Annotated in this window: 25 protein-coding genes; 13 read left to right on the top strand and 12 right to left on the bottom strand. The window is 72.8% G+C overall.

Features of this window, described 5'->3' with window-relative positions:
* Nucleotides 1–85: 85 nt before the first annotated feature.
* Nucleotides 86–499 (top strand): nuclear transport factor 2 family protein, encoded by a 414-nt coding sequence (locus GA0070617_RS16455; RefSeq protein ID WP_091446529.1) that lies wholly within the window; start codon nt 86–88, stop codon nt 497–499.
* Between the two features lie 8 nt (nt 500–507).
* Nucleotides 508–1080, top strand: a complete 573-nt coding sequence (locus GA0070617_RS16450; RefSeq protein ID WP_091438827.1) for an ester cyclase — start codon at nt 508–510, stop codon at nt 1078–1080.
* Nucleotides 1081–1105: 25 nt separating this feature from the next.
* On the opposite strand, the gene GA0070617_RS31080 is transcribed toward GA0070617_RS16450, so the two are convergent.
* The gene (locus GA0070617_RS31080; protein ID WP_189021539.1) at nt 1106–1972 is read right to left on the bottom strand and encodes a TetR family transcriptional regulator; all 867 of its coding nucleotides are present in this window, start codon (nt 1970–1972) and stop codon (nt 1106–1108) included.
* Nucleotides 1973–2069: 97 nt separating this feature from the next.
* Between GA0070617_RS31080 and GA0070617_RS16440 the strand changes: the two genes are divergently transcribed.
* Together GA0070617_RS16440 and GA0070617_RS16435 are read left to right on the top strand one after the other, a co-directional pair.
* A complete protein-coding gene (locus GA0070617_RS16440; protein ID WP_091438820.1) occupies nt 2070–3029 on the top strand; it encodes an ABC transporter ATP-binding protein in 960 nt (319 codons plus the stop codon).
* A complete protein-coding gene (locus tag GA0070617_RS16435; RefSeq protein ID WP_091438817.1) occupies nt 3026–4651 on the top strand; it encodes an ABC transporter permease in 1626 nt (541 codons plus the stop codon). The genes GA0070617_RS16440 and GA0070617_RS16435 overlap by 4 nt, the downstream gene beginning before the upstream one ends.
* Nucleotides 4652–4860: 209 nt before the next feature.
* Here GA0070617_RS16435 and GA0070617_RS16430 read toward each other — a convergent pair whose 3' ends face one another.
* The 4 genes from GA0070617_RS16430 to GA0070617_RS16415 are packed head-to-tail and all read right to left on the bottom strand — an operon-like array spanning nt 4861 to nt 8278.
* Nucleotides 4861–5640, bottom strand: coding sequence for an HD domain-containing protein (locus GA0070617_RS16430; RefSeq protein ID WP_091438814.1), 780 nt, complete (start codon nt 5638–5640; stop codon nt 4861–4863).
* 27 nt (nt 5641–5667) lie between these two features.
* On the bottom strand, nt 5668–6249 hold the full coding sequence (locus GA0070617_RS16425; protein ID WP_091438809.1) for a GerMN domain-containing protein: 582 nt from the start codon (nt 6247–6249) through the stop codon (nt 5668–5670).
* Nucleotides 6246–7601 carry a sensor histidine kinase gene (locus GA0070617_RS16420; protein WP_091438806.1) on the bottom strand — a complete coding sequence of 452 codons (1356 nt, stop codon included), beginning with the start codon at nt 7599–7601 and terminating at the stop codon, nt 6246–6248. Before GA0070617_RS16420 ends, GA0070617_RS16425 begins: the two co-directional genes overlap by 4 nt.
* Entirely contained in the window at nt 7598–8278 is a 681-nt protein-coding gene (locus GA0070617_RS16415; RefSeq protein ID WP_091438802.1) for a response regulator transcription factor, read from the bottom strand. Before GA0070617_RS16415 ends, GA0070617_RS16420 begins: the two co-directional genes overlap by 4 nt.
* 187 nt (nt 8279–8465) lie before the next feature.
* Here GA0070617_RS16415 and GA0070617_RS16410 point away from each other — a divergent pair, with 187 nt between their 5' ends.
* Together GA0070617_RS16410 and GA0070617_RS16405 are read left to right on the top strand one after the other, a co-directional pair.
* Entirely contained in the window at nt 8466–8864 is a 399-nt protein-coding gene (locus GA0070617_RS16410) for an STAS domain-containing protein (protein WP_175440559.1), read from the top strand.
* 121 nt (nt 8865–8985) lie between these two features.
* The gene (locus tag GA0070617_RS16405; protein ID WP_091438795.1) at nt 8986–9576 is read left to right on the top strand and encodes an STAS domain-containing protein; all 591 of its coding nucleotides are present in this window, start codon (nt 8986–8988) and stop codon (nt 9574–9576) included.
* 247 nt (nt 9577–9823) lie between these two features.
* Here GA0070617_RS16405 and GA0070617_RS16400 read toward each other — a convergent pair whose 3' ends face one another.
* From GA0070617_RS16400 to GA0070617_RS16375, 6 genes are all read right to left on the bottom strand, one after another.
* Nucleotides 9824–11248: a pectate lyase family protein gene (locus GA0070617_RS16400; protein WP_091438790.1), complete on the bottom strand. Its 1425-nt coding sequence runs from the start codon at nt 11246–11248 to the stop codon at nt 9824–9826.
* A 102-nt stretch (nt 11249–11350) separates the two neighbouring features.
* Nucleotides 11351–12559 carry a Gfo/Idh/MocA family protein gene (locus GA0070617_RS16395; protein WP_091438787.1) on the bottom strand — a complete coding sequence of 403 codons (1209 nt, stop codon included), beginning with the start codon at nt 12557–12559 and terminating at the stop codon, nt 11351–11353.
* The gene (locus GA0070617_RS16390) at nt 12556–14046 is read right to left on the bottom strand and encodes a mannitol dehydrogenase family protein (protein ID WP_091438782.1); all 1491 of its coding nucleotides are present in this window, start codon (nt 14044–14046) and stop codon (nt 12556–12558) included. The genes GA0070617_RS16395 and GA0070617_RS16390 overlap by 4 nt, the downstream gene beginning before the upstream one ends.
* A complete protein-coding gene (locus GA0070617_RS16385) occupies nt 14037–15341 on the bottom strand; it encodes an enolase C-terminal domain-like protein (protein ID WP_091438779.1) in 1305 nt (434 codons plus the stop codon). The genes GA0070617_RS16390 and GA0070617_RS16385 overlap by 10 nt, the downstream gene beginning before the upstream one ends.
* Entirely contained in the window at nt 15338–16768 is a 1431-nt protein-coding gene (gene uxaC, locus GA0070617_RS16380) for a glucuronate isomerase (RefSeq protein WP_175440558.1), read from the bottom strand. The genes GA0070617_RS16385 and uxaC overlap by 4 nt, the downstream gene beginning before the upstream one ends.
* Before the next feature lie 20 nt (nt 16769–16788).
* Nucleotides 16789–18117 (bottom strand): Gfo/Idh/MocA family protein, encoded by a 1329-nt coding sequence (locus GA0070617_RS16375; protein ID WP_091438771.1) that lies wholly within the window; start codon nt 18115–18117, stop codon nt 16789–16791.
* Between the two features lie 235 nt (nt 18118–18352).
* Between GA0070617_RS16375 and GA0070617_RS16370 the strand changes: the two genes are divergently transcribed.
* Genes GA0070617_RS16370 through GA0070617_RS16340 form a run of 7 tightly spaced genes read left to right on the top strand, consistent with a single transcriptional unit; the run spans nt 18353 to nt 25189 of the window.
* Nucleotides 18353–19477, top strand: a complete 1125-nt coding sequence (locus tag GA0070617_RS16370; protein WP_091438767.1) for a LacI family DNA-binding transcriptional regulator — start codon at nt 18353–18355, stop codon at nt 19475–19477.
* Nucleotides 19478–19496: 19 nt separating this feature from the next.
* Entirely contained in the window at nt 19497–20843 is a 1347-nt protein-coding gene (locus GA0070617_RS16365; RefSeq protein ID WP_091438763.1) for an ABC transporter substrate-binding protein, read from the top strand.
* Between the two features lie 28 nt (nt 20844–20871).
* Complete coding sequence (locus tag GA0070617_RS16360; protein ID WP_091438758.1) at nt 20872–21852, top strand: carbohydrate ABC transporter permease; 981 nt, start codon at nt 20872–20874, stop codon at nt 21850–21852.
* Entirely contained in the window at nt 21852–22733 is an 882-nt protein-coding gene (locus tag GA0070617_RS16355) for a carbohydrate ABC transporter permease (RefSeq protein WP_091446527.1), read from the top strand. Before GA0070617_RS16360 ends, GA0070617_RS16355 begins: the two co-directional genes overlap by 1 nt.
* A gap of 4 nt (nt 22734–22737) precedes the next feature.
* The gene (locus tag GA0070617_RS16350) at nt 22738–23340 is read left to right on the top strand and encodes a hypothetical protein (protein WP_091438756.1); all 603 of its coding nucleotides are present in this window, start codon (nt 22738–22740) and stop codon (nt 23338–23340) included.
* On the top strand, nt 23337–24206 hold the full coding sequence (locus tag GA0070617_RS16345) for a DUF6807 domain-containing protein (protein WP_091438753.1): 870 nt from the start codon (nt 23337–23339) through the stop codon (nt 24204–24206). The genes GA0070617_RS16350 and GA0070617_RS16345 overlap by 4 nt, the downstream gene beginning before the upstream one ends.
* On the top strand, nt 24203–25189 hold the full coding sequence (locus GA0070617_RS16340; protein WP_175440557.1) for a sugar kinase: 987 nt from the start codon (nt 24203–24205) through the stop codon (nt 25187–25189). The genes GA0070617_RS16345 and GA0070617_RS16340 overlap by 4 nt, the downstream gene beginning before the upstream one ends.
* A 26-nt stretch (nt 25190–25215) precedes the next feature.
* Here GA0070617_RS16340 and GA0070617_RS16335 read toward each other — a convergent pair whose 3' ends face one another.
* Nucleotides 25216–26235, bottom strand: a complete 1020-nt coding sequence (locus tag GA0070617_RS16335) for a LacI family DNA-binding transcriptional regulator (RefSeq protein WP_091446523.1) — start codon at nt 26233–26235, stop codon at nt 25216–25218.
* Between the last annotated feature and the right edge of the window lie 11 nt (nt 26236–26246).

Genomic DNA, 26246 nt, shown 5'->3' with positions numbered 1-26246 from the left:
GTCATCGGCGTGAACCGAGGACGGCGGCGCACCCCGCGGCGTCATGATGGCCCTCGGGGTGCGGGCCGGGTCGAGGAGGTGCGGGATGGGCGACGAGCTGCGGCGACGCTCGGCGGAGGAGGTGTTCCGGGAGCATCTGCGGTTGGCCGCGGAGCACCGGTTCGTCGAGGATATAGAGCGTAACCTCGCCCCGGACTGCGTGATCCTGGAACGTCGGGGGGTGTTCCGGGGGCCCGGCGGGGCGCGGCAACTGGCCCGGTGGCTCGCCGAGGAGCTGCCGGGCGGCCGGTACACGTACCAGAATGTGCTGGTCGACGGGCGGTTCGCGTTCCTGGAGTGGACGGCGCAGGCCGACGGGGCCCGGGTGCGCGACGGCGCGGACTCGTTCGTCATCGAGGACGGGTGGATCGTGGCCCAGACGATCCACTACACCGTGGAGCCCGCCCGACCGGTCGGATGGGGTATGAATGAGGGCCACCGTCGTCTCTTGATCCACTGAGGAGTTCCGTGGCCGTTCCACCCCTTCCCCCCGAGCACGTACTGCTGGCCCGGGAGAAGCTGGTCCTCGACCACTTCCACGACGAGGTCCGCCAGGACTGGGACCAGGTGCTGTCGACGTTCCCGCACCCGCACTACGAGTTGATCGCCTCGATGCGGGTGCACGACGGCGACCGGGCGGTGCGGGACTACTACCACGAGACCAGGGTCGCCTTTCCCGACCAGGATCACGAGATCATCGCGATCCGGCACAGCCACGACGCGGTGATCGTCGAGTTCTGGCTGACCGGCACCCATCTCGGCCCACTGGGCAAGATCCCGGCCACCGGAGGCCGGCACCGGACCCGGATGACCGCCTACTTCATCTTCGACGCCGACGAGAACCTGGTCACCGAGCGGGTCTACTTCGACCAGCTGAGCATCCTCAAGCAGGTTGTCGCCGGCCTGGACCGGCGTCGGCCCCGTGACCTGCTCACCCTGCTCAAGGTCGTTCGTGGGATGCTGGCGATGGCCGGCGGCGAGCCGGACCCCCGGCTGCAGGCCGGCGGCCAGCCCGGGACGCCACCCGCTGTCGCAGAATAGTCTCACAACCGTCGCATAATCTGTCTCACCCGGCGGCGAGGTGGCGGTAGACGGTGGCCCGGGAGACCCCCAGGTGGGCCGCGATCTCGTCGGCCGAGTGCGCGCCGTCGGCGTACATCCGGCGGGCCGTGGCGACCTGGGCGGGGCTCATCGCCGGGGGGCGTCCGGACCGCCGCCGGCCGCCGCCCGGCCCCGGGCCGGGGCGCGTCGCGCTCCGGCCCCCGTCGCCCGCCCCGGTCGCCTCGACCCTGACCTCGACCGCGGCCCCCGCCCGTGACCTGGGCGCACCGTCGGCCGGGGCCGGCGGGCCGTCGGTTGCCGCCGGCGCACCGCCGGTCCTCGCCGGCGGGTCGTCGGCGAAGAGCCGGCGGGGGCCGTCCAGCATGTCGGCCCGCAACACCTCGTCCGGTACGTCGTCGAAGAAGACCACCGGGTCGCTGCACATGGCGATCGCCTGCACCGCCCGGACCTGGTCCCGACGGCTGGCGTTCGGGCCCGCGACCAACTCGTTGGCGCGCATCGCGATGCGCATCAGCCGCTGGAAGGTGGGGCCGTGACTGAGCATGTTGATGTCGTGGAAGAGCATGCCCAGCGACCGGCGGTGCCGCAGCATGGTGTCGATCCAGCCCTCGACGAGCACCCACCGGGCCCGCTCCGGCGCGTGCCTCCCGGCCTCGACCAGCAGCCCCTCCAGATCGGTGAGCATCGGCTCGACCAGGTCGAGCACCAGGTGTTCCTTGGTGGGGAAGTGGTAGAGGATGGCGGCCTTGGTCAGCCGGAGCCGGTCGGCGATCTCGCGCAGCGAGGTGCGTTGGTAGCCCTGTTCGGCGAAGCGCTCCAACGCGGCCCGCAGGATCCGGCTGCGGGTGTCGTCGGGTGGGGCGGTGTCCACCGGTCCAGCGTAGTCCGCTTGCTGACCGGTGCTTGAAATGCCTGACCGTCGGTCAGTACCGTGGCTGTGTCCGGTCCACCACGACGGGGAGTGCCACATGACCGTGATCTCAGTCGACGACCTGGTGAAGAGCTTCGGCCGTACCCGCGCCCTGGACGGCCTCGACCTGCACGTCGAGGCGGGGGAGGTGCACGGCTTCCTCGGCCCCAACGGCAGCGGCAAGTCGACCACCATCCGGATCCTGCTCGGCCTGCTGCGCCACGACTCCGGCACGGTCCGCCTGCTCGGCGGCGACCCGTGGCGGGACGCGGTCGCCCTGCACCGGCGGTTGGCGTACGTGCCCGGCGACGTCAACCTGTGGCCGAACCTCACCGGAGGCCAGGCGATCGACCTGTTCGGCGCGTTGCGCGGCGGCCTGGACCGGCGTCGTCGGGACGAGCTGCTGAGCCGCTTCGAGCTGGACCCGACGAAGAGGTGCCGGGCGTACTCCAAGGGCAACCGGCAGAAGGTGGCGATCGTCGCGGCCCTCGCCTCCGATGTGGAGCTGCTGGTGCTGGACGAGCCGACCTCCGGACTCGATCCGCTGATGGAGTCGGTCTTCCAGGCCGAGGTACGCCGGTTCAGCCAGGCCGGCGGCACGGTCCTGCTCTCCAGCCACGTGCTGGCCGAGGTGGAGGCGCTCTGCGACCGGGTGAGCATCATCCGCGACGGCCGGACCGTCGAGCACGGCACCCTGGCCGAGCTGCGGCACCTCACCCGTACCTCGGTCACCGTCGAGACCGACCGGCCACTGACCGGGCTGGACCGGCTCACCGGGGTGAACGTGGCCACCGCCGGTGCCCACCGCGCCCATTTGGAGGTGGAACAGGAGCACCTCGCCGGACTTCTCGCCCACCTGCTGCCGCTGGGCGTCCGGACGCTCACCAGCACCCCGCCGACCCTGGAGGAGCTGTTCCTGCGCCACTACGGCGGGCCGGGGCCCGACCTGGCCACGCCGCCCCCACCGGTGCCGCCAGCTCCGCCCGCCGTACCGGCGGACGTGCGGGGTGAGCGGTGAGCGCCGTGACCGGCACCGGCCGGCTGGTCCGGCTGGCGCTGCGCCGGGACCGGGTCAAGCTCGGCCTCTGGGTGTTCGGCACGCCGCTGCTGGCCAACGCGCTGGCCGCGAGCATCGCCGGGATCTACCCCGGTGAGTCCGAACGCGTCGCCTACGCCCGCACCGCGACCAGCAGCCTGGTCGCCCGCGCCTTCAACGGGCCGGTACACGGCACCAGCCTCGGCTCGGTGGTGACCACCGAGTCCTTCCTCACCCTGTCGGTGCTGGCCGCCCTGCTGAGCACCTTCGCCGTCGTGCGGCACACCCGGCAGAACGAGGAGACCGGCCGGGCCGAACTGCTCGGCTCCGCCGTGGTCGGCCGGTACGCGTTGCTCACCGCCGCCCTGCTGGTGGTGATCGGAGCGAACCTGCTGACCACCGTCGGGGTCGCGGTGGCGCTGGTCGCCGCGGGACTGCCGGTGGCCGGATCGGTCGCCGCCGCGGCGGCCGTCGGCTCGATCGGTATCTCGTTCGCCGCGGTCGCCGGCCTCACCGCGCAGTTCTCCGGTACGTCCCGGGGCGCCAACGCCCTCGCCGCGCTGGCCGTCGGGGTCGCCTTCGCGCTGCGCGCCGCCGGTGACGTCTTCGGGCAGGTCAGCCCGGACGGGTTGAGCTACACCAGCGGCTGGCCGTCCTGGCTCTCCCCGCTCGGTTGGGGCAACCAGCTCCGCCCGTTCGACGGGGAACGGTGGTGGGTGCTGCTGCTGCCGGTCGGGTTGCTGGTGGTCGCGGTGGTGGCGGCGTACCGGTTGACCGACCGGCGGGATCTCGGCGCGGGACTGCTCGCCGACCGGCCCGGCCCGGCCACCGCCACGGCGGCCATGCGCAGCCCGATCGGGCTGGCGTGGCACCTGCAACGCGGGGTGCTGCTCGGCTGGGCGGTCGGCATCGGGGTGCTCGGCCTCGCGATGGGCGCGGTCTCCGACGAGATCGACGACATGGTCGCGGAGAACCCCACGGCGGCCGAGATGGTCAACCAGCTCGGCGGTGGCGCGGTGCTCGTCGAGGCGTACCTGTCGGCGATGCTGGCGCTGTTCGCCCTGACCATCGGCGGGTACGTGGTGCAGGCGCTGCTGCGGGCGCGTACCGAGGAGACCGACGGGGTGTTGGAGGCGGTGCTGGCCACCTCGGTCGACCGCTACGCCTGGCTCGGCGCGCACCTGCTCAACACCGTCCTCGGCGCCACCCTGCTGACGGTGGTCGGTGGGGCCAGCACCGGGCTCGGACAGGGGCTGGTCACCGGGGACCCGGTGGGCCGGACGGTCGACCTGAGCGCGGCGGCCCTGGTCCGGCTGCCCGCGCTGCTGGTGCTGGCCGGGATCGTGGTGGTGCTGATCGGGGTGCTGCCCCGCTGGTCGGTGCCGCTGTCCTGGGCGACGCTGCTGCTGTTTCTGCTGGTGGGGCAGCTCGGCGCGGTGTTGGAGCTGCCCCAGCCGGTGCTCGACGTCTCCCCGTTCACCCACGTGCCGGCGGCACCCGCGGTCGACGCGACGGCGCTGCCGCTGGTGGTGCTGACCGCGGTCGCGGCGGCACTGGCCGGGGCCGGACTGGTCGCCTTCCGTCGCCGCGACCTGACCCCCTGACCAGCGTGCCTGCCCGCGTCGCGGCCGGGCTGACCCGCGTGCCCATGCCCGCGCGCGGCGGGGCTGACCCGCGTGCCCATGCCCGCGTGGCAGCTGGGCCGATCCACCTGACCGCTCACGTGGCGGCCGGGCCGAGTCGCGTGCCCGCACGCGTCGGGCGGTGAGCGGGGTACCCCTCTCGACCGGATGCGTTAAGAGGGGGCCCTTCCTTACTCCAAAATGGCGGTGAAGCGTTGTTCGGCCAGGTCGAGCTGGTCGAAGATGTGCTGCTTGACCGGCGCGGACAGGGGGGTGTCCGGCCGGCCGGCCAGCTCCCGCAGCAGCGGCACCAGCGGGCGGTACTTGGCCGCCCAGTGGGCCACCCGGGGACCGACGGCGTGGATCACCCCGACCCCGTTGTCGGTGAAGTCCGAGAGCTTGATGACCCGGGCCCACGGCTCGGTGTCCAGGCTGGCCGCCACGTGCTCGCGGTACTGGGTGTTGCGGTCGCGGGTCGGGTCGTACACCGGGTTGGTGACCGCGGCGACCAGCCGGGCGACCCGGGGGCCGAAGCGTCGGGCCAGCACCGCCAGCGCCGCCGTGCGGGCCCGGACCCCGGCGGTGTCCGCGTCGACCGGGCCGTGGGCGGTGACCGGCTGCGCCCCCGACGTCACCGCGACGCCGGCCGGGTCGAGGGCGGCCAGCTCCGCCGGATGGTCCTCGACCGCGTCGTGCAGCAGCCCGGCCACGATCACGTCCACGTCGCGCACCTGGTAGTGGTGCGTCATCCGGATCGCCACCCGCAGCAGGTGGTTGAGGTACGGCTCGCGGACCCGCCGGTCGTCGCGGTGCAGCTCGGCGGCGAGATCGAGCGCCTCGGTCAGCCGTTGCCGGTCGGCCGGGTCGAACGCCGCGATCTCCAGGGCGAACCGGGCCCGCAGGCCGGCCTCACCGTGGATCTCGGTGATCGCGTGCATCGGCATGGAGGCCAGGTACGCCGGGAATTCCATCCGTAACTTATAACTTAGTACGTACCGTCAGCGGTGCACGGGATAGTCGGAGACGGTGAGCGGGCCGGTGGAGAGCGACCCGTCCGCCCGGGGCACCCCCAGCCGGCGGCTGTCGTGCAGGAAGGACACCCCGTCGACGTCCGGCCGGGCGGTCAGTGTGCAGACCACCTGACCGAAGGCGAGCATCTCGTCGGTGCGGCCGGTGTCGACCAGCCCGTCGGCGACGTCGACCAACGCCTCCCGGCCGACCAGACGTACCCCGGTGATCCGGCTGGCCCCGGTGAGCGCGGTGCTCAACCCCGCCTCGCGTTCGGCGCTGGTCGGCCCGTCGGCGAGGAACCGGATCTGGTCGACGGGCGTCGCCGCGTCCGACACCTGTCGGTCGACCCGCACGAGCTGCTCGTCGCGGACGAAACAGATCGTCTCGGTCAACTGCCCGGTCGGTTGGGCGGCCGGGCTGGTGCCCACCGGATGCGGGCCGCCGGGCCGGTCGATGACCCGGGGCCGGTCCTCCGCCGAAACCCCGCAGCCGGCCAGCAGCATCGCGGTGACCGCCAGCAGCCCCAGGTCCCGGGTCAGCCGTGGTTGCACCCGCGCCCGCGTCCTCATCCGCCCTCCCGGGCCAGGCGCACCTGGAAGCGGGCGCCGCCGCCGGGCCGGTCGGTCACCTGGGCGGTGCCGTCGTGCGCGGCGGCGTGCTGGGCCACCAGGGCGAGCCCCAGGCCGGTCCCGTCGCCGGCGCCCCGCACGTGGGCGGCGCGCCCCCGGACGAACCGGTCGAAGATCACCTCACGGTCCTCCGGGCGGATGCCGGGCCCCTCGTCCTCGACGGTCAGCAGGTGGTCGTCAGGTCCGGTGCCGAGGCGGACCGCGCACACCCCGCCGCCGTACCGCTGCGCGTTGTCGACCAGGTTGGACAGCAGCTGGGTGATCCGTCGCCGGTCGACCCGCCAGACCGGGTCGGCGCCCCCGTCGAGGGTCACCACGTCGCCCGGCACGCCCTGCGACTGGCACACCTGACGGGCCAGGTCCACCATGTCGACCGGTCGGCGGTCGGGGGGCTGGTCGCTGCGGGCCAGCTCGATCAGGTCGTTGACCAGGGCCTGGAACCGGGAGATCTCGGCGTTCACCAGGTCCACCGCGGTGCCGCTGCGCTCGTCGAGCCGGTCCCGGCGACGACTGAGCACACTGGCCGCGGCCTCCAGGGTCTGCAGCGGGGAACGCAGCTCGTGGCTGACGTCGGCGGCGAACCGGCGGTCCCGTTGCATCCGGGCGGAGAGCTGGTCGACCATGCCGTTGAAGGAGGCCGTGAGCCGGGCCAGGTCCGGCTCGGTGGCGGGGTCGAGCCGGGCGGTCAGGTTACCGGAGGTGATCTCCTCGGCCGCGTCGGTGACCGAGCGCAACGGCCGGAGCACGTACCCGGTGGCGTGCCGGCCCAGGGCGGCGGCGGCGACCGCGGTGCTCAGCGCGACCAGGGTCAGCACGATGGCCAGCACCCGCAGGGTGTGCTGCAGCTCGGCCAGCGAGTCCACCTCGTAGAAGGTCGTGCCGTCGGCCAGCGGCACCCCGACCACCAGGGCCGGCGCGCCGCCGGCCTGGACCCGTTGCACGGCGGGCTCGCCCTGCTGGGTGAGCTGTTGCAGGGCGGCGGGGATGGCCGAGGTGATGCCGGCGTCCAGGTTGCGCGCGTACCAGGTGCCGTCGCGGTGCAGCACCGCGCGCCGGTCCCCGCCGGTGTCCAGCGAACGCAGGATCTCCAGGATGTCCGGTTGCTCGGCGGCCAGGCCCGACTGCACCACGGTCGAGTCCAGGTACGCCGCCTGTACGGCGGTGCGTTCCCGCTCGGCCAGCAGCGAGCCCCGGGTCACCTGGTAGCTCACCAGCGCGATCGCGGTGGACAGGGCCAACGCGCCGGCGGTGAAACCGGCCGTCACCCGGGTCCGCAGGCCGGTGCTTCTCACCGCTGCAACTTGTAGCCGAGGCCCCGGACGGTGAGCAGGTACCGGGGGCGGGTGGTGTCCTGCTCGATCTTCTGCCGCAGTCGGCCCACGTGCACGTCGACCAGGCGTTCGTCGCCGACGGTGTGGTCCCACACCCGTTGCAGCAGCTGCTGGCGGGACAGGATCCGGCCCGGGTGCTGGGCCAGCTCGCAGAGCAACCGGAACTCGGTGCGGGTGACCGACACCGGCTCGCCGCGTAGGCGTACCTCACCGCCGTCGGGGACTATCTCCAACTCGCCGAAGACCAGGCTCGGCACCGTCGGCTGTGCCCCGACCACCCGGCCGCGCCGGCGCAGGGCCCGCAGCCGGGCCGACAACTCCTTGATCGCCACCGGTTTGACCAGGTAGTCGTCGGCGCCGGCCTCCAGCGCCGCGACGATGTCGTGGGTGTCGTCGCGGGCGCTGACCACCACGATGGCTACGCCGTCGTTGCGGCGTAGCTGCCGGATGCACTCGAAACCGTCCACTCCGGGCAGCATCAGGTCCACCAGAACGGTCTCCGCCGGCCGGCTGCGCTGCTCGAGCAGCCCCTCCTCGGCGGTGGCGACCCCCCGTGCCTGGTAGCCCTCGTCCTCCAGGGCGAGCAGCAGCGACAGGCGGATCCGGTCATCGTCCTCGATCACCAGCACTCCGGTCATCTGGCCATCATCCGGGCCGTCGGTGGTGTGGCCAAATCGCCCCCGATTCGTCCGCCGCCGTCCGGTTGTCATGAAACCGTCACATCTCTGCGTGGTCGTTGCCACATGTCTGCCGCAAGCTCGGCGCAGCCGCCGAGCAACGGTCGGGCGGCCGGTGGTCACGACGTGCCGGACGTGGGAGGTGCGGATGAGCAGGGCCCGGAACACCGGACGGATCGATCCGGCCCGGCCGCCCGCGACCGAACTGGTCGAGGTGGCGTTGACCGAGCCGCTCGACCTGGCCGCCGTGGCAGAACTCGGTGCGGTCCTGGACCGGGTGCTCGCGCTACGCCCGACGCGGTTGGTGATCGACCTGACCTCCTGCGCCAACATCGACGCCGCCGGTATCGCGCTGCTGCTCGACGCGCACCGCCGGATGTTCTCCCTCGGTGGCCGGCTCGTCCTGCGCTCACCGTCGTCCCGGCTGAGCCGGCTGCTCCAGGTCGCCCAGGTCGACCAGGTCCTGTACGTCGTACCGGCACGGGCGGTCGCATCGACCGGCCACGACGGTACGGCTGTCGGTTCGAGGGCGGAGACCCGGGGTTGACCGCGTCCGGCGGCGGCCCGCGAGGGGTGCCGGGCGGGGACGGCACCGGTTCGGGCCGGCCCCGCCACGCACCAACCGTCCACCCGGTCCGGGTGGGCGGACGCGTCACCGGAGGTGCCACATGACTGTCGTACCCGGCCTGCGCCCCGACACCGTGCAGCTCATCTGTGACTGTTGCGGCAACACCCAGACCGAACGCACCACGCACCTGCGGGAGCCGGACCTGGTCTGGCCGGTGATCGCCGAGAGCGCCTGGAGCGGGTCCGCGTTCGCCACCGGGCCGCACCGCTGTCCGCGCTGCCCGACCGGCCCGCTGGACACCCCGACCGGGGGCCAGTCGGCCGGTCCGGTCGAGGCGCGGACCTGGCAGGTGGCGGTCGACCGGCTGCCCGGGGCGGTGGTGGTCCGGCCCAACGGCGACATCGACCTGGCGGTGGCCGAGCCGCTGCGCGAGGCGCTGGCCGAGGCGATCACGGCCGACCGTCCGGTGCTGCTCGACCTCTCCCGGGTGGACCTGATCGACTCCACCGGGCTCGGCATCCTGGTCCGGGCCCACAACGACGCCCGGCAACGGGGTCTCCCGCTGTGCCTGGTGGCGCCGTCGCGGTTCGTGCTCACCGTGCTGCACACCATGCGGCTGGACACCGTCTTCCTCACCTTCGACGAACGCGACCAGGCCCTGGCCGGACTGGCCGCCGCCCGTTCGGACTGACCCTCGGCGCGGGCCCGCACCGTCCCGCGCCGGTCCGGTGGCCGCCCGGCCCGGAACCCGCCCCTCCTCCCGTCGGACTCGCACCGGTCCGGTGGGAACGTCGGCGACGTTCCGTCTCCGGTCGCCACCACGGTCGCACCGGGCCGACACCGTGACGGTGTCGGCCCGGTGCGACCACGCGGACCGAGCGGCGGGACGCGGCGGGGATCGCCGGCCCGACCCTGGCCCGGCGACGTGGCGTCGGGAGTCAGACCGGCAGTCGGTCGGCGCCGGCCAGCAGCGGTACGGTCAGCGGCACCAGCGCCGCGGGCAGCACCGGCCCGGCCCGCAGGGTCGGGGTCCAGCCGGCGTCGGAGCCCAGGTCCGGCTCGTGGGCGGCGTTGTAGGCCGCGACCAGGTCCACCGGGCGGGCCCGGTCACCGGTGGCGCGTACCCAGTTGCCCCGGGTGGTGATCGCGGTGCCGCCCCAGTCGTACAGCAGGTCCGCGGCGGCGATGTCGGCGCCGAGGGCGAAGTAGTTGTTCTCCGCGTACACCGCCGACTGCACGCCGACGCCGACGGCGTACTCGAAGCCGGGGCCGGCCAGCCGGTAGAAGTTGTTGTAGAGGTCCACCTGGCCGAAGCGCACCCGGGGCAGCCGTTGCAGCACGCCGTCGAAGACGTTGTGGTGCAGGGTGACGTTGAGCCGGCCGACGTCCGGTCCGACGGTGTTGGAGGAGCCGATCAGCATCAGCTTGTCCCGCCCGACGAACCGGTTGAACGAGGCGGTGACCAGGTTGGCGGTGTGGGTGATGTCCAGCGACCCGTCGTGCACCTGGTACGGCCGGCCGAAGTAGCTCGGCTGGGCGCTGTCCGGGTTGTCGCCGTCGGTGAAGGTGTTGTGGTCGACCCAGACGTTCGCGCTGCGCCGCACCGAGATCTGGTCGTACTGGGAGTTCCAGTTGCCGGTCTCACCGTCGGTGGGTGACCAGGCCGGGAAGCAGTCCCGGGCGTCGTCGAAGGTGAGGTTGCGCACGATGACGTTGTTCGCGGTGTCGATCATCAGGGTCAGCCCGGTCAACGTGGCCCCGCGCAGCCCCACGATTGTGGTGTTCGGCCCGACGTTGATCTGCGTCTGCCGGGTCTGGTTGGCCACCGAACGCACCCGGGCGGCCTCCAACGGCCCGCTGGGCGCCACCCGTCCCCAGCCCGCCGGGTCGTACGCGGCCAGGTAGGCGGGCAGGGAGTACTCCGGGTCGGCGAGGTCGTCGCAGCCCAGCGGTGCGCCGTCGGGGCCCTCGAAGCCGTCGACGGCCCCCTCGACGTAGATGATCTTCGGGGTGGCGTTGAACCGGTTGGTGGCGTTGTCACCGCCGAGCGCCCGGACCAGTCCGGCCCGGTCGCGTACCAGGTGGACCTGGTCGGCGGTGGCCGTGGAACCGCCGGTGGTGCCCGGTCCGGCCGCGGCCCAGCCGTCACCGGCCGGCAGTGCCTGGCGACCGAGCAGCCGCGCGGCGAGGGGGACCTTCGGTTGCGCGCCTGCGGCGGCCGTGTGTGCCGCGACCGACGCGGCGGTGTGTGTCCCGGTCGTCGCGGTGCGGGCAGCGGTGGTGGTCCCGGCCGCCGCGGCGGGCGCGGCGCTGGTCAGGAGCAGGGCCGCGGCCATCGCCGCGCTGGTGGTGGTACGGCGCATGGGCGTTCTCCGAGCTTCTCGGGGATGAGTTTCGAAGTGATGTGCCTCGATGTCTAACGGTAGGGAGAAACGCGCAAAAGAGTCAATGACTTTTATGTGCAGCTATGTTGCAGTAAATCCGGTCAGGTCAACCCGGTGCGGCCCGACCGCCCACGGCACCGGCAGCTCCGACAGCAGCAGGCCGCCCTCAGCCGCCTGACGCAGGGCGGCGTTGACGCCCCGGATGCTGCGTACCCGGTCCGCCCCGGTGCCGGTGGTCACCAGCCGGTCGTCGTCGAGCAGGGTCGGCTCGGGGGCACCGGTGACCGCCTCCAGCACGGCGGTGAACGGCGCGGTGCGTGCCAGCGGCGCGATCAGCGGCACCCCGACCGGGTCGGCCCGGTGGTCGAGCAGGTTCGCCAGCAGGCCGCGACGTCCCGGCACGGTCCGCAGTCCGGCCTCACCGGGCAGCCGCAGTCGGTCGGTCGGGTACTCCAGCACGGCCCGGCCGGCGGTGCCGGTCACGATCACCTCACCGGGGACGAAGTCCTCCCCGGCCAGGGTCACCGCGACCACGATGGGCGGCCCGTCGACCGGCACCACGCGCAGGGTGGCGGTGTCGTCGACCTCGATCGGCCGGACCCGGTAGCGTTCCAGCTCGATCTCGGCCGGGACCACCGGCGCGCCGGTGGCCAGCTCGGCGACGGCCAGGGACTGCATGACCGCGTGCGCCAGCGGGTTCGCCAACGCGCCGTCGAGCACCGGCCGACCGTCGAGGGTACGCCGGCCCGCCCACGGAGCGCGGGCGTAGTAGCCGTCGGAGCGCTGCCAGGAGGCGACGGTGCTGATGTCGGTGACCGTGCCCAGCCGGCCGGCGTCGATCGCGGCGGCCAACTCGGCCAGGGCGGCCGAGCCGAGCGCCTGGAACCCGACCTGGCAGACCCGACCGGTGCGGGCCAGCAGGTCGACCAGCCGCCGGTGTTCCGCCATGGACAGCACCGGAGGCTTCTCCATCAGCAGGTCGGCCCCGGCGGCCAGCACGTCCGAGGCGATCGGCAGATGGGTGTGCGGTGGGGTGCAGAGCACCACCACGTCCGGCTCGGCGGCGGCCAGCATCGCCCGGTGGTCGGTGCCCACCAGCGTGTCGGCGGGCACCGGCGCCTCCGGCTCGTCCTCGACCGGTCGCACGTCGACCAGCCCGACCAGCCGTACCCGGCCGGCGGCCTGCAATCCGGCGATCACCCGACGGTGCGACCGCCCGTGCCCGTTCGCGCCGATCAACGCCACCCGGGTGACCGGGCCGGGCGTGCCGGCGGGTGCGTCGCGGGTCACGCCGCACCGGCCAGGGTCGCCTCGACGCCGTGCCGGGACAGCGCGGTCAGCCACTCGGTGACGTCGGTACGCACCTGGTCGTCGGCGGCGACCTCGACGGGGAAGACCTCGGCCAGGGCGAACAGCGCCTGCACCGTCCGCGCCGGACTGTCGCCGGCCCCGGCCAGGGCCGCCCGGATCTGCTCGGCCAGCGGATCCTGCAGGGGCAGTGCGGTGCCGTCGTCGGCCCGCCCGCCGACGAACCGGATCCAGGCCGCCACCACCAACGCCGCCCACCGCGCCGACCGGCCGGCGGCGCGCAGGTCGGCCACGGTGTGCAGGATCCGCTGGGGCAGCTTCTGCGAGCCGTCCATGGCCACCTGGAGGGTGCGGTGCCGGATCGCCGGGTTGGCGAAGCGGGCCAGCACCTCGTCGCCGTACCCGGTCACCGAGACCCCCTCCGGCCCGGTGAAACTCGCCGCGATCTCCTCGTCGATCAGCCGCCGCAGCACGGTGCCCAGGTGCGGCATGGCCAGCGCGTCGGCGATCGTCTCGTACCCGGCCAGCGCGCCCAGGTAGGCGATGGCCGAGTGCACCCCGTTGAGGGTGCGCAGCTTCAACCGCTCCCACGCCCCGGCGTCGTCGGTGAGCACCGCGCCGGCCCGCTCCCAGGCCGGCCGGCCGCCGGGGAAGTCGTCCTCGACCACCCACTGCCGGTACGGCTCCGCCGCCACCGCGGCCAGGTCGCTGACCCCGAGGGCCTGCCGGGCGGCGGTCAGCGTCTCGGCCGTGCTGGCCGGCACGATCCGGTCCACCATGGTCGCCGGGAAGGTGACCTGGCCGGACACCCAGTCGAGCAGCCCGTCGGGCACCCGCGCCCGCTCCAGCCCCTGGTACACCAGGGAACGCAGCCGGCTGCCGTTGGCCGGCAGGTTGTCGCAGCTGACCAGCGCGACCGGCCCGGCCTGCGCCGCCGCCCGGGCCTGCAGGCCGCGCAGCAGCAGCCCCGGCACGGTCGTCGGCGGACGGTCACCGCGCAGGTCGGCGACGAGCGCCGGGTCGGGGCGCAGCCGCCCGGTGGCCGGGTCGAGCTGGTACGCCTTCTCGGTCACCGTCAGGGTGACCACCCGTACCGCCGGGTCGGCCAGCAGGTCCACCACGGCCTGCGGGTCACCGGCGGCGTGCCGCACCCCGGCCAGCGCCCCCACCACCCGGGTGCTGCTGCCGGTGGCGGCGAGGGTGGTCACGCTGAACAGCGAGTCCTGGGCGGCCAGGGTCTCGACCACGTCGGTGCTGCGCGGCGCGACCCCGACGATGCCCCAGTCGCCGCCGGCGACACCGAGCGCCTCCTCGGTGTAGACCGCCTGGTGGGCCCGGTGGAATGCGCCGAGGCCCAGGTGGACGATGCCGACCGGCACCTCACCGGGACGCACCAGGGGTCGGCTCTCCACGGGCAACCGGTGCAGGGTGCCGAGCCCGAGCCGGTCCACGCCGACGGTCACCGCCATGCCGGGCCGTCCGGGAAGCGGAACTCGGCGATCGACGCCGGTTTCATGGTGGCGCTGTAGCCGGGGCTGGTCGGCAGCAGGTAGCGGCCTTCCCGGGTGCGTACCGGGTCGACGAAGTGCTCGTGCAGGTGGTCGACGTACTCGACCATCCGACCGTCCAGGCTGGTGCCGACCCGCAGGTAGTCGAAGATCGCCAGGTGCTGGACGTACTCGCACAGGCCGACACCGCCGGCGTGCGGACAGATCGGTACGCCGAACTTGGCCGCCATCACGATCTCGGCCAGCACCTCGTTGACCCCGCCGACCCGGCAGGCGTCGATCTGCATCACGCCGATCGCCTCGGCCTGCAGCAACTGCTTGAAGATCACCCGGTTGGCCGCCACCTCGCCGGTGGCCACCCGGCACCGCCCGCCGGTCAGCTCGGTCACCGCCTTGGCGATCCGGGCGTGGCCGAGGATGTCGTCGGCGTGCGTCGGCTCCTCGATCCAGTACGGGTCGGCTCCGGCCAACGCCGCCATGTTGCCGATCGCCTCGTCGACGTCCCACACCTGGTTGGCGTCCATCATCAGCAGCGCGTCCGGGCCGATCTCCTCCCGGATGATCGTCGCCCGGCGCACGTCGTCGTCGAGCGGCCCGCCGACCTTCATCTTCATCGCCCGCCAACCCTGCGCGTACGCCTCGCGGGTCAACGCCCGGACCTTGTCGTCGGGGTAGCCGAGCCACCCGACCGAGGTGGTGTACGAGGGGAAACCGTCGCGTTCCAGCACGGCCAGCCGGTCGGCCGCCCCGTCGAGGCCCTTGTCCAGGATCGCGGCGGCCTCGTCCGGGGTGAGCGCGTCGGTGATGTGGTGGAAGTCGATGCTGGCCACCAGCTCCTCGGTGGGGGCCTCGGCGAGGAACCGCCACATCGGCTTGCCGGCGAGTTTGGCCCGCAGGTCCCACACGGCGTTGACAAGCGCGCCGGTGGCCATGTGGATGACGCCCTTCTCCGGGCCCAGCCAGCGCAGCTGCACGTCGGCGCTGAGCGAGCGCCAGAACGCCACCGGCTCGGCGGTGATCTCCTCGACGGTCCGGCCGCGCACGTGGTGGGCCAGGGCCCGTACCGCCGCGCAGGTGATCTCGTTGCCCCGGCCGTTGGTGAAGGTGAACCCGGCCCCGGTCACTCCGGCGTCGGTGGTCAACTCGACGTACGTCGCCGAGTAGTCACCCTTGTTGATGGCGTCGGAACCGTCGCCGGCCGCCGCGGTGGGGAACCGGACGTCGTGCACGTCGACGGAGGTGATGGTGACGGTCACTGGGAACGTTCTCCGATCTTGTAGACCCTGCGGGGCAGCCGGTACGCCAGGTCGACGATGGTCTCGGCGGCCTCGTCCTCGTCGAGGCGGTGCTCGGCGACCAGCCGGGCCAGGAAACCCGCGTCGACCCGACGGGCCACGTCGTGGCGTACCGGGATGGAACAGAACGCGCGGGTGTCGTCGACGAACCCGGCGGTGTTGTAGAAACCGGCGGTCTCGGTGACCGACTCGCGGAAGCGGCGCAGCACCTCGGGGGAGTCCAGGAACCACCAGGGCGCCCCGAGGTACAGCGCGGCGTAGCCGCCGGCCAGGGGGGCCAGCTCCCGGGTGAAGGTGTACTCGTCGAGGGTGTAGACCACCACCCGCAGCCGGGGGTCGTTGCCGTGCGCGTCCAGCAGCGGGGTGAGCGCGTGCAGGTACTCGGTGGCCTGCGGGATGTCGCCGCCGACGTCGCGGCCGTGCCGGGCGTACAGCCAGCGGTTGTGGTTGCGCACCGAGCCGGGGTGCAGCTGCATCACCAGCCCGTCGTCGATCGACATCCGGGCGAACTCCACGAGCATGTGGGCCCGGAACGCCTCGGCGTCGGCGGCGTCGGCCGTGCCCCGCCGGCCCCGGTCGTACAGCGCCGCCGCCTCGGCCCGGTCGAGCGCGAGGGTACGGGCGGTGGGGTGACCGTGGTCGGAGCAGGTCGCCCCGGCGGCGACGAAGGCCTCCCGGCGTCGGCGCAGCGCCGCCAGGTAGCCGGCGTACGTGCCGGTGTCCTCCCCGGCGATCGCGCCGAGCCGTTCGACGTTGCCCGCCCAGTCCTCGAACTCCATGTCCACCACGTTGTCCGGCCGGAACGTGGTGATCACCCGCCCACCCGGGCCGCCCCAGCCGTCGGCGGCCAGTTTGGCGTGCCAGGCCAGGTCGTCCAGGGGCGACTCGGTGGTGGCCAGCACCTCGATGCCGAAGCGCTCGAACAGGGCCCGGGGGCGGAACTCCGGCTCGGCCAGCCGGGCGGCGATGGCGTCGTAGACCTCGTCGGCGGTCGCCGGGCCCAGCGCGGTGCTCAGCCCGAACACCTCCCGGAAGGTCTGCTCCAGCCACAACCGGGACGGGGTGCCCCGGAACAGGTGCCAGTGCGCGGCGAAGAGCCGCCAGATGGCCCGGCCGTCGGTCTCGGTCGGGCTGCCGTCGACCGTCGGCACGCCGAGACGCCCCGGCGGCACACCCTGGCTGAGCAGCATCCGGGTGAGGTAGTGGTCGGGCACGATGAGCAGCTGCGCCGGGTCCGGGAACGGCCGGTCCTCGGCCAGGATGGCCGGGTCGACGTGGCCGTGCGGGGAGATGATCGGCTGCTCGGCGGCGAGCGCGTGCAGGCGCCGGGCCAGCGTACGCACGCCCGGGTCGGCGGGGAACAGCAGATCCTGTCGGGGATCGGGCACGGGTACGGCTCCTTGCGGACTCAACGGAGGGTGATCAGGTCGGCGACCCGGACGGCCTGCCCGGTCTCGAAGGACCGGTTGGCGGCCAGGCCGGTGAGCAGGGCGAGCGCGCCGTCGCGGGCGGTGGCGGCCCGGCCCAGCGGGTCGGCCTGACCGCCGAAGAGCACCGCGGTCATCCGGGCGTCCGCGCCGCCGTGGCCCTCCCGGGAGTAGCCGTCGACCTCGATGCGCCGCGGCGGTTCCCAGTACGGCCGCAGCGTCAACGTCGCCGACCCGCCCTCGGCGGCGGCCTCGGTGCCGTGCAGCGCGGCGCCCTTGAGCGCTCCGGCGGCGGCCGGGCTGACGAACTCGCTCTCGACGACCTCCAGCTCCAACCGGCCCCGGCTGCCGTTGACCATCACCCGGTAGCCCTCCCAGGGCGCGTACGCGGTCAGGTGGTAGGTCATCGTCGCGCCGGAGGAGTACGTCGCCAGCACCGCCATGTCGTCCTCGATGGTCACCCCGGGGGCGAAGACGTTGCGGTCACGCTGGTAGCCGTCCTCGCCCTCGGCGTCGAGGTACAACTCGCGCAGCCGGGGGTGCTCGGCCAGCCGCAGCGCGAACGGGTCGTCGGCGGCGGTGGGGGAGCCGTGCACCCGGTCGTAGTCCCGGGCGTAGCCGTGACGCCGGCCGGGCTCGCCGTAGAAGAACAGTCGGCCGGCGGCGTACACCTGCACCGGGGTGGCGTCGAGCCACCAGTTGACCAGGTCGAAGTGGTGACTGGCCTTGTGCACCATCAGCCCACCGGAGTTGGCCTTCTCCCGGTGCCAGCGACGGAAGTAGTCCGCGCCGTGACGCACGTCGAGCAGCCACTCGAAGTGCACCGAGCCGATCTCGCCGACCGCTCCCTCGGCGAGCAGCCGGCGCAGCTGCTCGTGCAGCGGGTTGTACCGGTAGTTGAAGGCCACCGACACCTTCCGGCCGGTCCGCTCTACCGCGTTCAGGATCCGCTGGCAGCGTGGCGCGTCGACGGTCATCGGCTTCTCGGTGACCACGTCGCACCCGGCGTGCAGGGCGGCCACCACGTACTCGTCGTGGGTGACGTCGGTGGTGGTCACCAGCACCACGTCGACCCGTTCCTTGTCGAGCATGTGGGCGAAGTCGGTGGCGGAGTACGTCGGCACCGGCGGGTGGCCCAGCTCGCCGAGCCACCGGTTGTGCGCGTCCATCCGGGCCTGGTTGACGTCGGCGAAGGCGACCAGCTGCGCCGTGGCGGCGTGCTCGCGGACCAGGGCGCGGACGAACATCTCGGCCCGCGCACCGGTGCCGACGACGGCGTGCCGGACCCGCGCCTGGTTGTTCGATGACATTCCGACGACCTCCAAGCGCTGCAAAGGTTTGCAGTGAAGTAACCATGTTCGATCGGCCGCCGTCAACGATGCGGACGAATCCTGCCCCTTTTACCCCAGAAAGTGGGGATAGGTGGGCATGGTGAGCGCGCTGCCGAAACACAGCTGTAATCAACGGCCGTTGACACTGGAGCAACCGTTTGCATTAATTGGCCCACTTGAGTGACCGCAGCCACACCGGGACGAGGGGGCCGTCGTGCCAGTCACCATCCGCGACGTCGCGCGGGCCTCCGGTGTCCACATCTCCACCGTGTCCCGTACCTTCTCCGCACCACACCTGGTCAACCCGGAGACCCGGGTCCGGGTGCTGGCCTGCGCGGAGGACCTGGGCTACCGGCCCAACCGGGCAGCCCGGGCCCTGATCACCGGGCGTACCCACAACATCGGGCTGATCATCGCCGACATCGCCAACCCCTTCTTCCCGCCGCTGATCAAGGCGGCGGAGAGCCAGGCGCGGCACCGCGACTACCACGTCTTCGTGGCCGACACCAACGAGGACCCGACCACCGAGGAGGAGCTGGTCCACGCCCTGGCCAAGCAGGTCGACGGGGTGCTGCTGTGCAGCCCGCGGATGAGCAACAGCCTCATCGAGCAGCTCAGCCGGGAGGTTCCGCTGGTGGTGATAAACCGCCAGGTGGCCGGGCTGCCCTGCGTGATGATGGACGTCGGTCAGGGCGCGCGGGCGGCCGTCGAGCACCTGACCGGCCTCGGCCACCGCGCGATCGGGCTGCTCGGTGGCCCCCGGGGGTCGTGGACCAACCGCGAGATCCGCCGGGCCGCCGGTGCGGCGGCCCGCTCCGGTGGGGCGGAGTTGACCCTGCTCGGCCCCAACCCGCCCACCGTGGCCGGTGGCGGAGCACAGGCCGACCAGGTCCGCCGCAGCGGGGTGACCGCGGTGCTTGCCTACAACGACCTGCTGGCGATCGGACTCATCGAGGGGCTCGACACCCTCGGGGTCCGGGTGCCGCAGGAGATCAGCGTCGTCGGGATCGACGACATCGCCCTGAGCCGGCTCACCCGGCCCAAGTTGACGACGGTGGCCACCCCGACCGGGGCCGCCGGCCGGTCGGCCGTCGACATGCTGCTGCAACAGGACACCGACACCCCACGCCGGGGTGTCGCTCGGAGCACGGCATCCGGCGACCGACGTACCACCGCACAGTTAATGCTCCAGACCGAGTTGGTCATCCGCGACTCGACCGGGCCGGCACCAGCCGCCGGTCGCCCCCGAGCCGAGGCCGCCGGTGCCGGCCCGGGCCCGCATCGCCTTGCGGACCCGGGCTGCCCAAGCGCGGCCACCGGCGAGGTAGTCGCCTCCTAACGCCAAGGAGTGAGCGCACATGCACCCCGCAACGTCCCCCACCACCGGCGCGTCCGCCGAGCCCCCACACGGTACCCCCGTACCCCGACGTCGACTCCTGCGCCGGCTGGTCGCCGCCGCCGTGGCCGTACCACTGCTGCTCGGTGGGGCCGTGGCCTGCGGCAGCGACGACGAGGCCGGCTCCGACGGCAAGGTCGAACTCTCCATCTTCTGGTGGGGCGGTGACGCCCGCAACCAGCTCACCGAGCAGGCGCTGGCGCTCTACACCCAGAAGAACCCGAACGTCACCTTCAAGAAGACCTGGCAGGCCAACCAGGGTTACTTCGACAAGCTGGCCACGCTCACCGCCGGCGGCAGCCCGCCGGACATCTTCCAGATCGACGACAACTACCTGGCCGAGTACGCCGCCCGCAACACCACCCTCGACCTGACCGAGGCCAAGGACAACGGCAAGCTCGACGTCTCGAAGTTCCCGGAGAGCCTCTGGCAGTACGGCGTGGTCGACGGCAAGCTCGCCGGGCTGGCCGCCGGGGAGAACACCCAGGGCCTGGTCTACAACAAGACCCTGCTCACCAAGAACAGCCTGCCCGAGCCGACCACCGGCCAGAGCTGGGAGGAACACATCGCCTGGGCCCAGCAGGTCGCGGAGAAGACCAAGGTCCCCGGCACCATGGACCCGAGCGCCGACTACAAGGCCTTCTGGGTGTGGCTGCGCCAGCAGGGCAAGGATCTCTACAAGGGCAACCAGCTCGGCTTCACCGCCGAGGACGTGACCAAGTGGTTCGAGCTGTGGAAGGGCGCCCGCGACCGGGGGGCCACCCCGACCGCCGACGTGATCCACGAGGGCAACGCCACCGACATCACCAAGCAGCTCGTCGTCACCGGCAAGGCCGGCACCAGCTGGGTGTGGGTCAACCAGATGCCGGAGCTGAAGAAGAACACCAACGACGAGTTGGGCGTGGTCGCCTACCCGGGTGACCCGAGCGCACAGTGGGCCCGGGCCTCCATGTACTGGTCGGTGTTCCGGGGCAGCAAGCACTCCGACACCGCGGTCGACGTGCTCAACTTCCTAGTCAACGATCCGGAGGCGGTCAAGATCCTGGGCACCGACCGGGGACTGCCGTCCAACCTGGACCTGCGCAAGGCGGTCGGTGACCAGATCACCGACCCGGCGATGAAGCAGTCCATCGAGGTGGAGACCGCGCTCGCGGAGAGCTTCGGCGCCTCCCCCCAGGTGCCGATCAAGGGCCACAGCAAGGTACGCGCCGAGCTGATCAAGGCCGCCGAGGAGGCCCAGTACGGTCGCCTCACCCCCGCCAAGGCCGCCGAACAGTTCGTCACCGCCGCCACGGCTGCGGTCGCCTGACCACCGAGGTTCGGAGAGGAGCCGGCTCGTGGCCCTGACCACGGTGCCCGGACCGACCCGACGTGGTGACGGTTCCGTCCGGCCCCCCGCCAAGCGGCGCGGGGCCGGACGGGACCGGCACGGCGAAGGTCTGGCCGGATACGTCTTTCTGTCGCCCTGGCTCATCGGTCTGATGGGCGTGACGGCGATCCCCATGCTGTTGTCGCTGTACCTCAGCTTCACCAACTACGACATCCTGACCCCGCTGGGTGAGGTCGAGTGGGTGGGGCTGGCCAACTACGAGCGGATGTTCACCGGCGACCCGTCGTACTGGCACGCGGTCCGGGTGACGCTGACGTTCGCGCTGGTCGCCGTACCGCTGAAGCTGGCCGCCGCGCTCGGGGTGGCGCTGCTGCTCAACCGGGCCTGGCGCGGCGTCGGGCTGTTCCGCAGCCTGTTCTACCTGCCGTCGTTGCTCGGTGGCAGCGTCGCGCTGGCCATCGTCTGGGTCAACATGTTCAACCGCGACGGCGCGTTCAACTCCTTCCTGAGCCTTTTCGGCATCCAGGGCAAGCCCTGGGTGAACGACCCGGACTGGGCCCTGCAGACCCTGATGGTGCTGGCCATCTGGCAGTTCGGCGCACCGATGGTGATCTTCCTGGCCGGGCTCAAGCAGGTGCCGACCGAGCTCTACGAGGCCGCCTCGGTCGACGGGGCCAGCAAGCTCAGCCAGTTCTGGCACGTCACCCTGCCGATGCTCTCCCCGGTGATCTTCTTCAACCTGGTGCTGGAGACCATCAACGGCTTCCAGGGCTTCACCGCGGCCTTCGTGCTCAGCAACGGCACCGGTGGACCTGTCGACTCCACCCTGATGTACACGTTGAACCTCTACATCGCAGGCTTCACCGACCTGGAGATGGGCTACGCCTCCGCCATGGCGTGGGTGTTCCTGATCGCCATCGCGGCGATCACGGCGATCTTCTTCAGCACCGGGCGGTTCTGGGTGCACTACTCGGACGGAGAGCGGTGATGGTGGCGGTGACCTCGACGGTGCCCCGGCGGGCCGACCGGAAACCCGGCGGCCGCCAGGCGGTACGCCTGCTCGTCCTGATCGCGATCGTCGGGGTGGTGCTCTACCCGCTGATCTGGATGATCGGCACCTCGTTCAAGTCGCAGGCGGAGATCGTCAACAACATCGGGCTGCTGCCGGAGGAGTTCACCCCCGGCAACTACACCGCCGGGTGGACCAACTTCGACTTCAGCTTCGGGCGGTTCTTCCTCAACAGCGCGATGGTCAGCCTGCTGACCGTGGTCGGCAACGCGATCTCCTGCCTGCTGGCCGCGTACGCCTTCGCCCGGCTGCGGTTCCGGCTGCGCGGGGTGTGGTTCGCCGTGATGATCGGCACCCTGCTGCTACCCGGGCACGTGCTGATCATCCCGCAGTACATCCTCTTCCGCAGCCTGGGCCTGGTCGGCGGCGAGTGGCCGTACCTGCCGCTGCTGATCCCGCAGTTCCTGGCCACCGAGGCGTTCTTCGTCTTCCTGATGGTGCAGTTCATGCGGGGCATCCCCCGTGAACTCGACGAGGCTGCCAAGATCGACGGCGCCAGCGCGTTCGGCATCTTCCGGCACGTCATCCTGCCGTTGAGCCGACCGGCGTTGGTCACCACCGCGATCTTCTCGTTCATCTGGACCTGGAACGACTTCTTCCGGCAGCTGGTCTTCCTCTCCGACCTCAAGGACTACACCGTCCCGGTGGCGTTGACCCTGTTCATCGACTCCACCAGCGCCAGCGCGGTCGGGCCGATGTTCGCCATGTCGGTGCTGTCGCTGCTGCCGGTGTTCCTGTTCTTCCTGGCCTTCCAACGGATGCTCGTCGAGGGCATCAACACCAGCGGGCTGAAGGGCTGAGCGCATGACCGTGGAGGTTGTCCCGGCGGCCCGGGACTGGCGGGACCTGGTACGCGACGCCGCCGACCTGGCCCTGCTCGGGATCGTGGTGGTACTGGCCTCGGTGCCGGTGCTGACCGCCGCCGGCGCGGTGGGCACGGCCAGCGCCGCCGTGCACGACTGGACGACCACCGGCAGTTGGCCGTCGGCCCGGCGTACGCTGTCGCGGTTCGGCCGGTCCCTGCTGCCCGGCGCGGCGGTCACCGCCGTGACCGGCGTGATCGTCGCGCTGCTCGCCGCCGACCTGCTGGCGCTGGCCGGCGGCCGGGTCCCCGGCGGTACCCCGGCCCTGCTGGTCACCGCCGCGGTGACGGTGGCCCTGACCGGGTACGCCGCCCTGGTGGTGGTCGAGGTGGGCCGCACCGGCGGGCTCGGCTGGTGGGCGGCGGCCCGCACCGCCGCCCGGACCTGTCCGGCCCGCCCCGGCACCTGGGCGGCGATGTCCGGGCTCACCCTGCTGGTGGCCTTCCTCGCCGCCCTGGTCCATCCGGTGGCGGTGCCGATCCTGCTCGGGTACGCCGTCGCCGCCCTGCACGCGGTGGCCCGGCACCGGCGGGTGGCGGCGTGACCGCCGACGAGGTGGTGCTGAGCGTCGACGCGACGCCGGTGGCCAGCTACGTGATCGAGCCCGACCTGGACCCGCGCCACGGCCCCCGGCCCTACCTGCACCCGGTGCGTACCCTCGGCGGGACGCCGGTCACCGACACCCTGCCGGCCGACCACGTCTGGCACCTCGGGGCCTCGCTGGCCGTGCAGGACGTCGACGGCACCAACCTGTGGGGCGGCCGGACCTACGTCCGCGACGCCGGCTACACCTGGCGCGACGACCACGGCCGGATCGCCCACACCGACTGGCTGCACCGCGACGCCGACCGGTTGGCCCACCGGCTGCAGTGGCGGGACCGCAGCGGTGGGGTGCTGCTGACCGAGCAGCGGCAGCTCACCGCCACCCGTCTCGCCGGCGTGCCGGGGGCCTGGCGGTTGACCGTGGACTACACTCTCACCGCTCCGGCCGGCTCCGACGTGCACCTGGGCAGTCCGGCCACCAACGGCCGACCCGGCGGGGCGGGGTACGGCGGGTTCTTCTGGCGCTGCGCGCCGACGGTCGACCCGGTCACCTTCACCGCCGAGGCCGAGGGCGAGGAACGGGTGAACGGCAGTGCCGCGCCGTGGTTGGCCTTCGGTGGCACCGGGCCGGGCGGCGGGGCGTACACCCTGGTCTTCTCGGGCCTGGGGCCGGGCGACCGGTGGTTCGTGCGGACCGCGATGTACCCGGGGGTGTGCGTGGCTTTCGCGTTCGACCGGCCGGCGGTGGTCCCCGCCGGCGGCAGCCGAGTGGGACACCACCGGATAACGCTTGTCGACACGCTTGTCGACCGGGACACCGCGGCGATGCTGGCCGCCGCCGGCCAGGACGAGGAGGGCCGGCGGTGAACCCGGAGGTGGTGACCGTCGGGGAGACCATGGTGGTGATGAGCCCGGACCCGGTGGGGAACCTGGCCGACGCCGACCGGGTCGCCGTCGGTGTCGGTGGCGCGGAATCCAACGTGGCCATGGGCCTGGCCGCCCTCGGTCACCCGACGGCCTGGGTGAGTCGGGTCGGCGCCGACCCGTTCGGCCAGCTGGTGGTCCGCCGGATCGCCGCCGCCGGGGTCGACGTCGGGTCGGTCGACGTCGACCCGGACGCGCCGACCGGGCTCTACCTCAAGGACCCCCGGCCGGCCGGCACCGAGGTCCACTACTACCGGGCCGGCTCGGCGGCGTCCCGGCTGGCCCCGGGGGCGCTGGACACCCCGCGGCTGGCCGGTGCCCGGCTGGTGCACCTGTCCGGGATCACCGCCGCGCTCTCGACCACCTGCCGGGAGCTGGTCGAGCAGACCCTCGGCCGGCGTCCGCTGCCCGGCGCGCTGGTCAGCTTCGACGTCAACCACCGGGTACGGCTCTGGCCGGCGGCCACCGCGGCCCCGGTGCTGCGGCAGCTCGCCGACGCCGCCGACCTGGTGCTGGTCGGGCTGGACGAGGCCCAGCGGCTCTGGCACACCGACGACCCGCAGGCGGTCCGCCGGCTGCTGCCCGGCCCGGCGACGGTGGTGGTCAAGGACGGCGCGGTCGGTGCCACCGCACTGCCCCGGACCGGACCGGAGACGTTCGTGCCGGCGCTACGGGTGCCGGTGGTGGAGCCGGTAGGCGCCGGGGACGCCTTCGCCGCCGGCTACCTGTCGGCGGTCCTGCGCGGCCTGGACCCCCGTGCCGCGCTGCGGCTGGGGCATCTCTGCGCGGCCCGTACCCTCGCGGTGGCCGGGGACACCGCACCGCCGCCGGACCGCACACTCTGCGCCGACCTCATCGACCGCTCCGACCAGGACTGGTCCGCCCTCGAACCGCCGGACTGGTCCACCCCCGACGCGGCCCGGTGAACACCGCCGGGTGCGGGTCGCCCGGGTCAGTCCGGCGGCGCGACGCCGACACTGTCGCGGCGGATCAACTCGGCGGGCAGCACCTCGACCCGGTGCCGGTCGGCGGCCGGGTCCAGGGCCATCGTCATCGCCCGTGCGCCCAGCTCGACCATGGACAACCGGACGGTGGTCAGCGCCGGGGTGACGTCCGCGGCGATCGGCATGTCGTCGAAGCCGGCGAGGGAGAGCCGCTCGGGCACCGCGATGCCCCGGGCGCGCAGCACGGAGAGGGCGCCGACGGCCATCGAGTCGTTCAGGGCGACGACCGCGGTCAGCCGCGGTGCCGCGTCGAGCAGTTCCGCCATCGCCAGGGCGCCGCCGTCGCGGTCGAACCCGGCGTAGCGGATCCACTCCTCGCGCAGGTCGGCACCCTCTTCGGCCAGCGCCTGACGCAGCCCGCCGAGCCGGTCGGTGGTGGTGGTGAGCACCCGGGGGCCGGCGATCACCCCGATCCGCCGGTGGCCGAGCCGGAGCAGCTCCCGCCCGAGTAGTCGCGCCCCGGCCGAGTTGGCCGGCATCACCGCGTCGCCGGCGTGGTCGTGCCGGCCGATCACCGCCACCCGGCCGCCGGTCGCCTCGTAGGCGGCCAGCTTCTCGTTGAGCCGTTCGGTGAAGGCGCTGTCGTGGTAGCCGGATCCGGCCAGGACGACCGCGGCCACCTGCTGGCCGCGCAGCAACTCGACGTACTCCAGCTCGCGCTCCGGGTCGCGGTAGCTGTTGCAGATGATGACCAGCCGGCCGCGGTCGATGGCCACCCGTTGCAGCCCCCTGGTGACCTCGGCGAAGTAGGGGTCGGAGACGTCGTGCACGATGACGCCGACCGCGGTGCGCTGCGGCCGGGCCAACAACTGGGCGTGCGCGTTGGGTACGTACCGAAGGTCGGCGACGGCGCGCAGGACCCGTTCGCGCAGCTCCTCGGCGACCGGTTTGCTGCTGCCGTTGATCACCCGCGACGCCGTGGCGGGGGAGACCCCCGCCCGACGGGCGACGTCGGCGAGCGTCGCCATGGTCACCCCCG

The sequence above is a fragment of the Micromonospora yangpuensis genome, from assembly GCF_900091615.1.
In the GTDB taxonomy this organism is placed as follows: Bacteria; Actinomycetota; Actinomycetes; order Mycobacteriales; family Micromonosporaceae; genus Micromonospora; species Micromonospora yangpuensis.
This window is presented reverse-complemented; position numbering and strand designations above follow the sequence as displayed.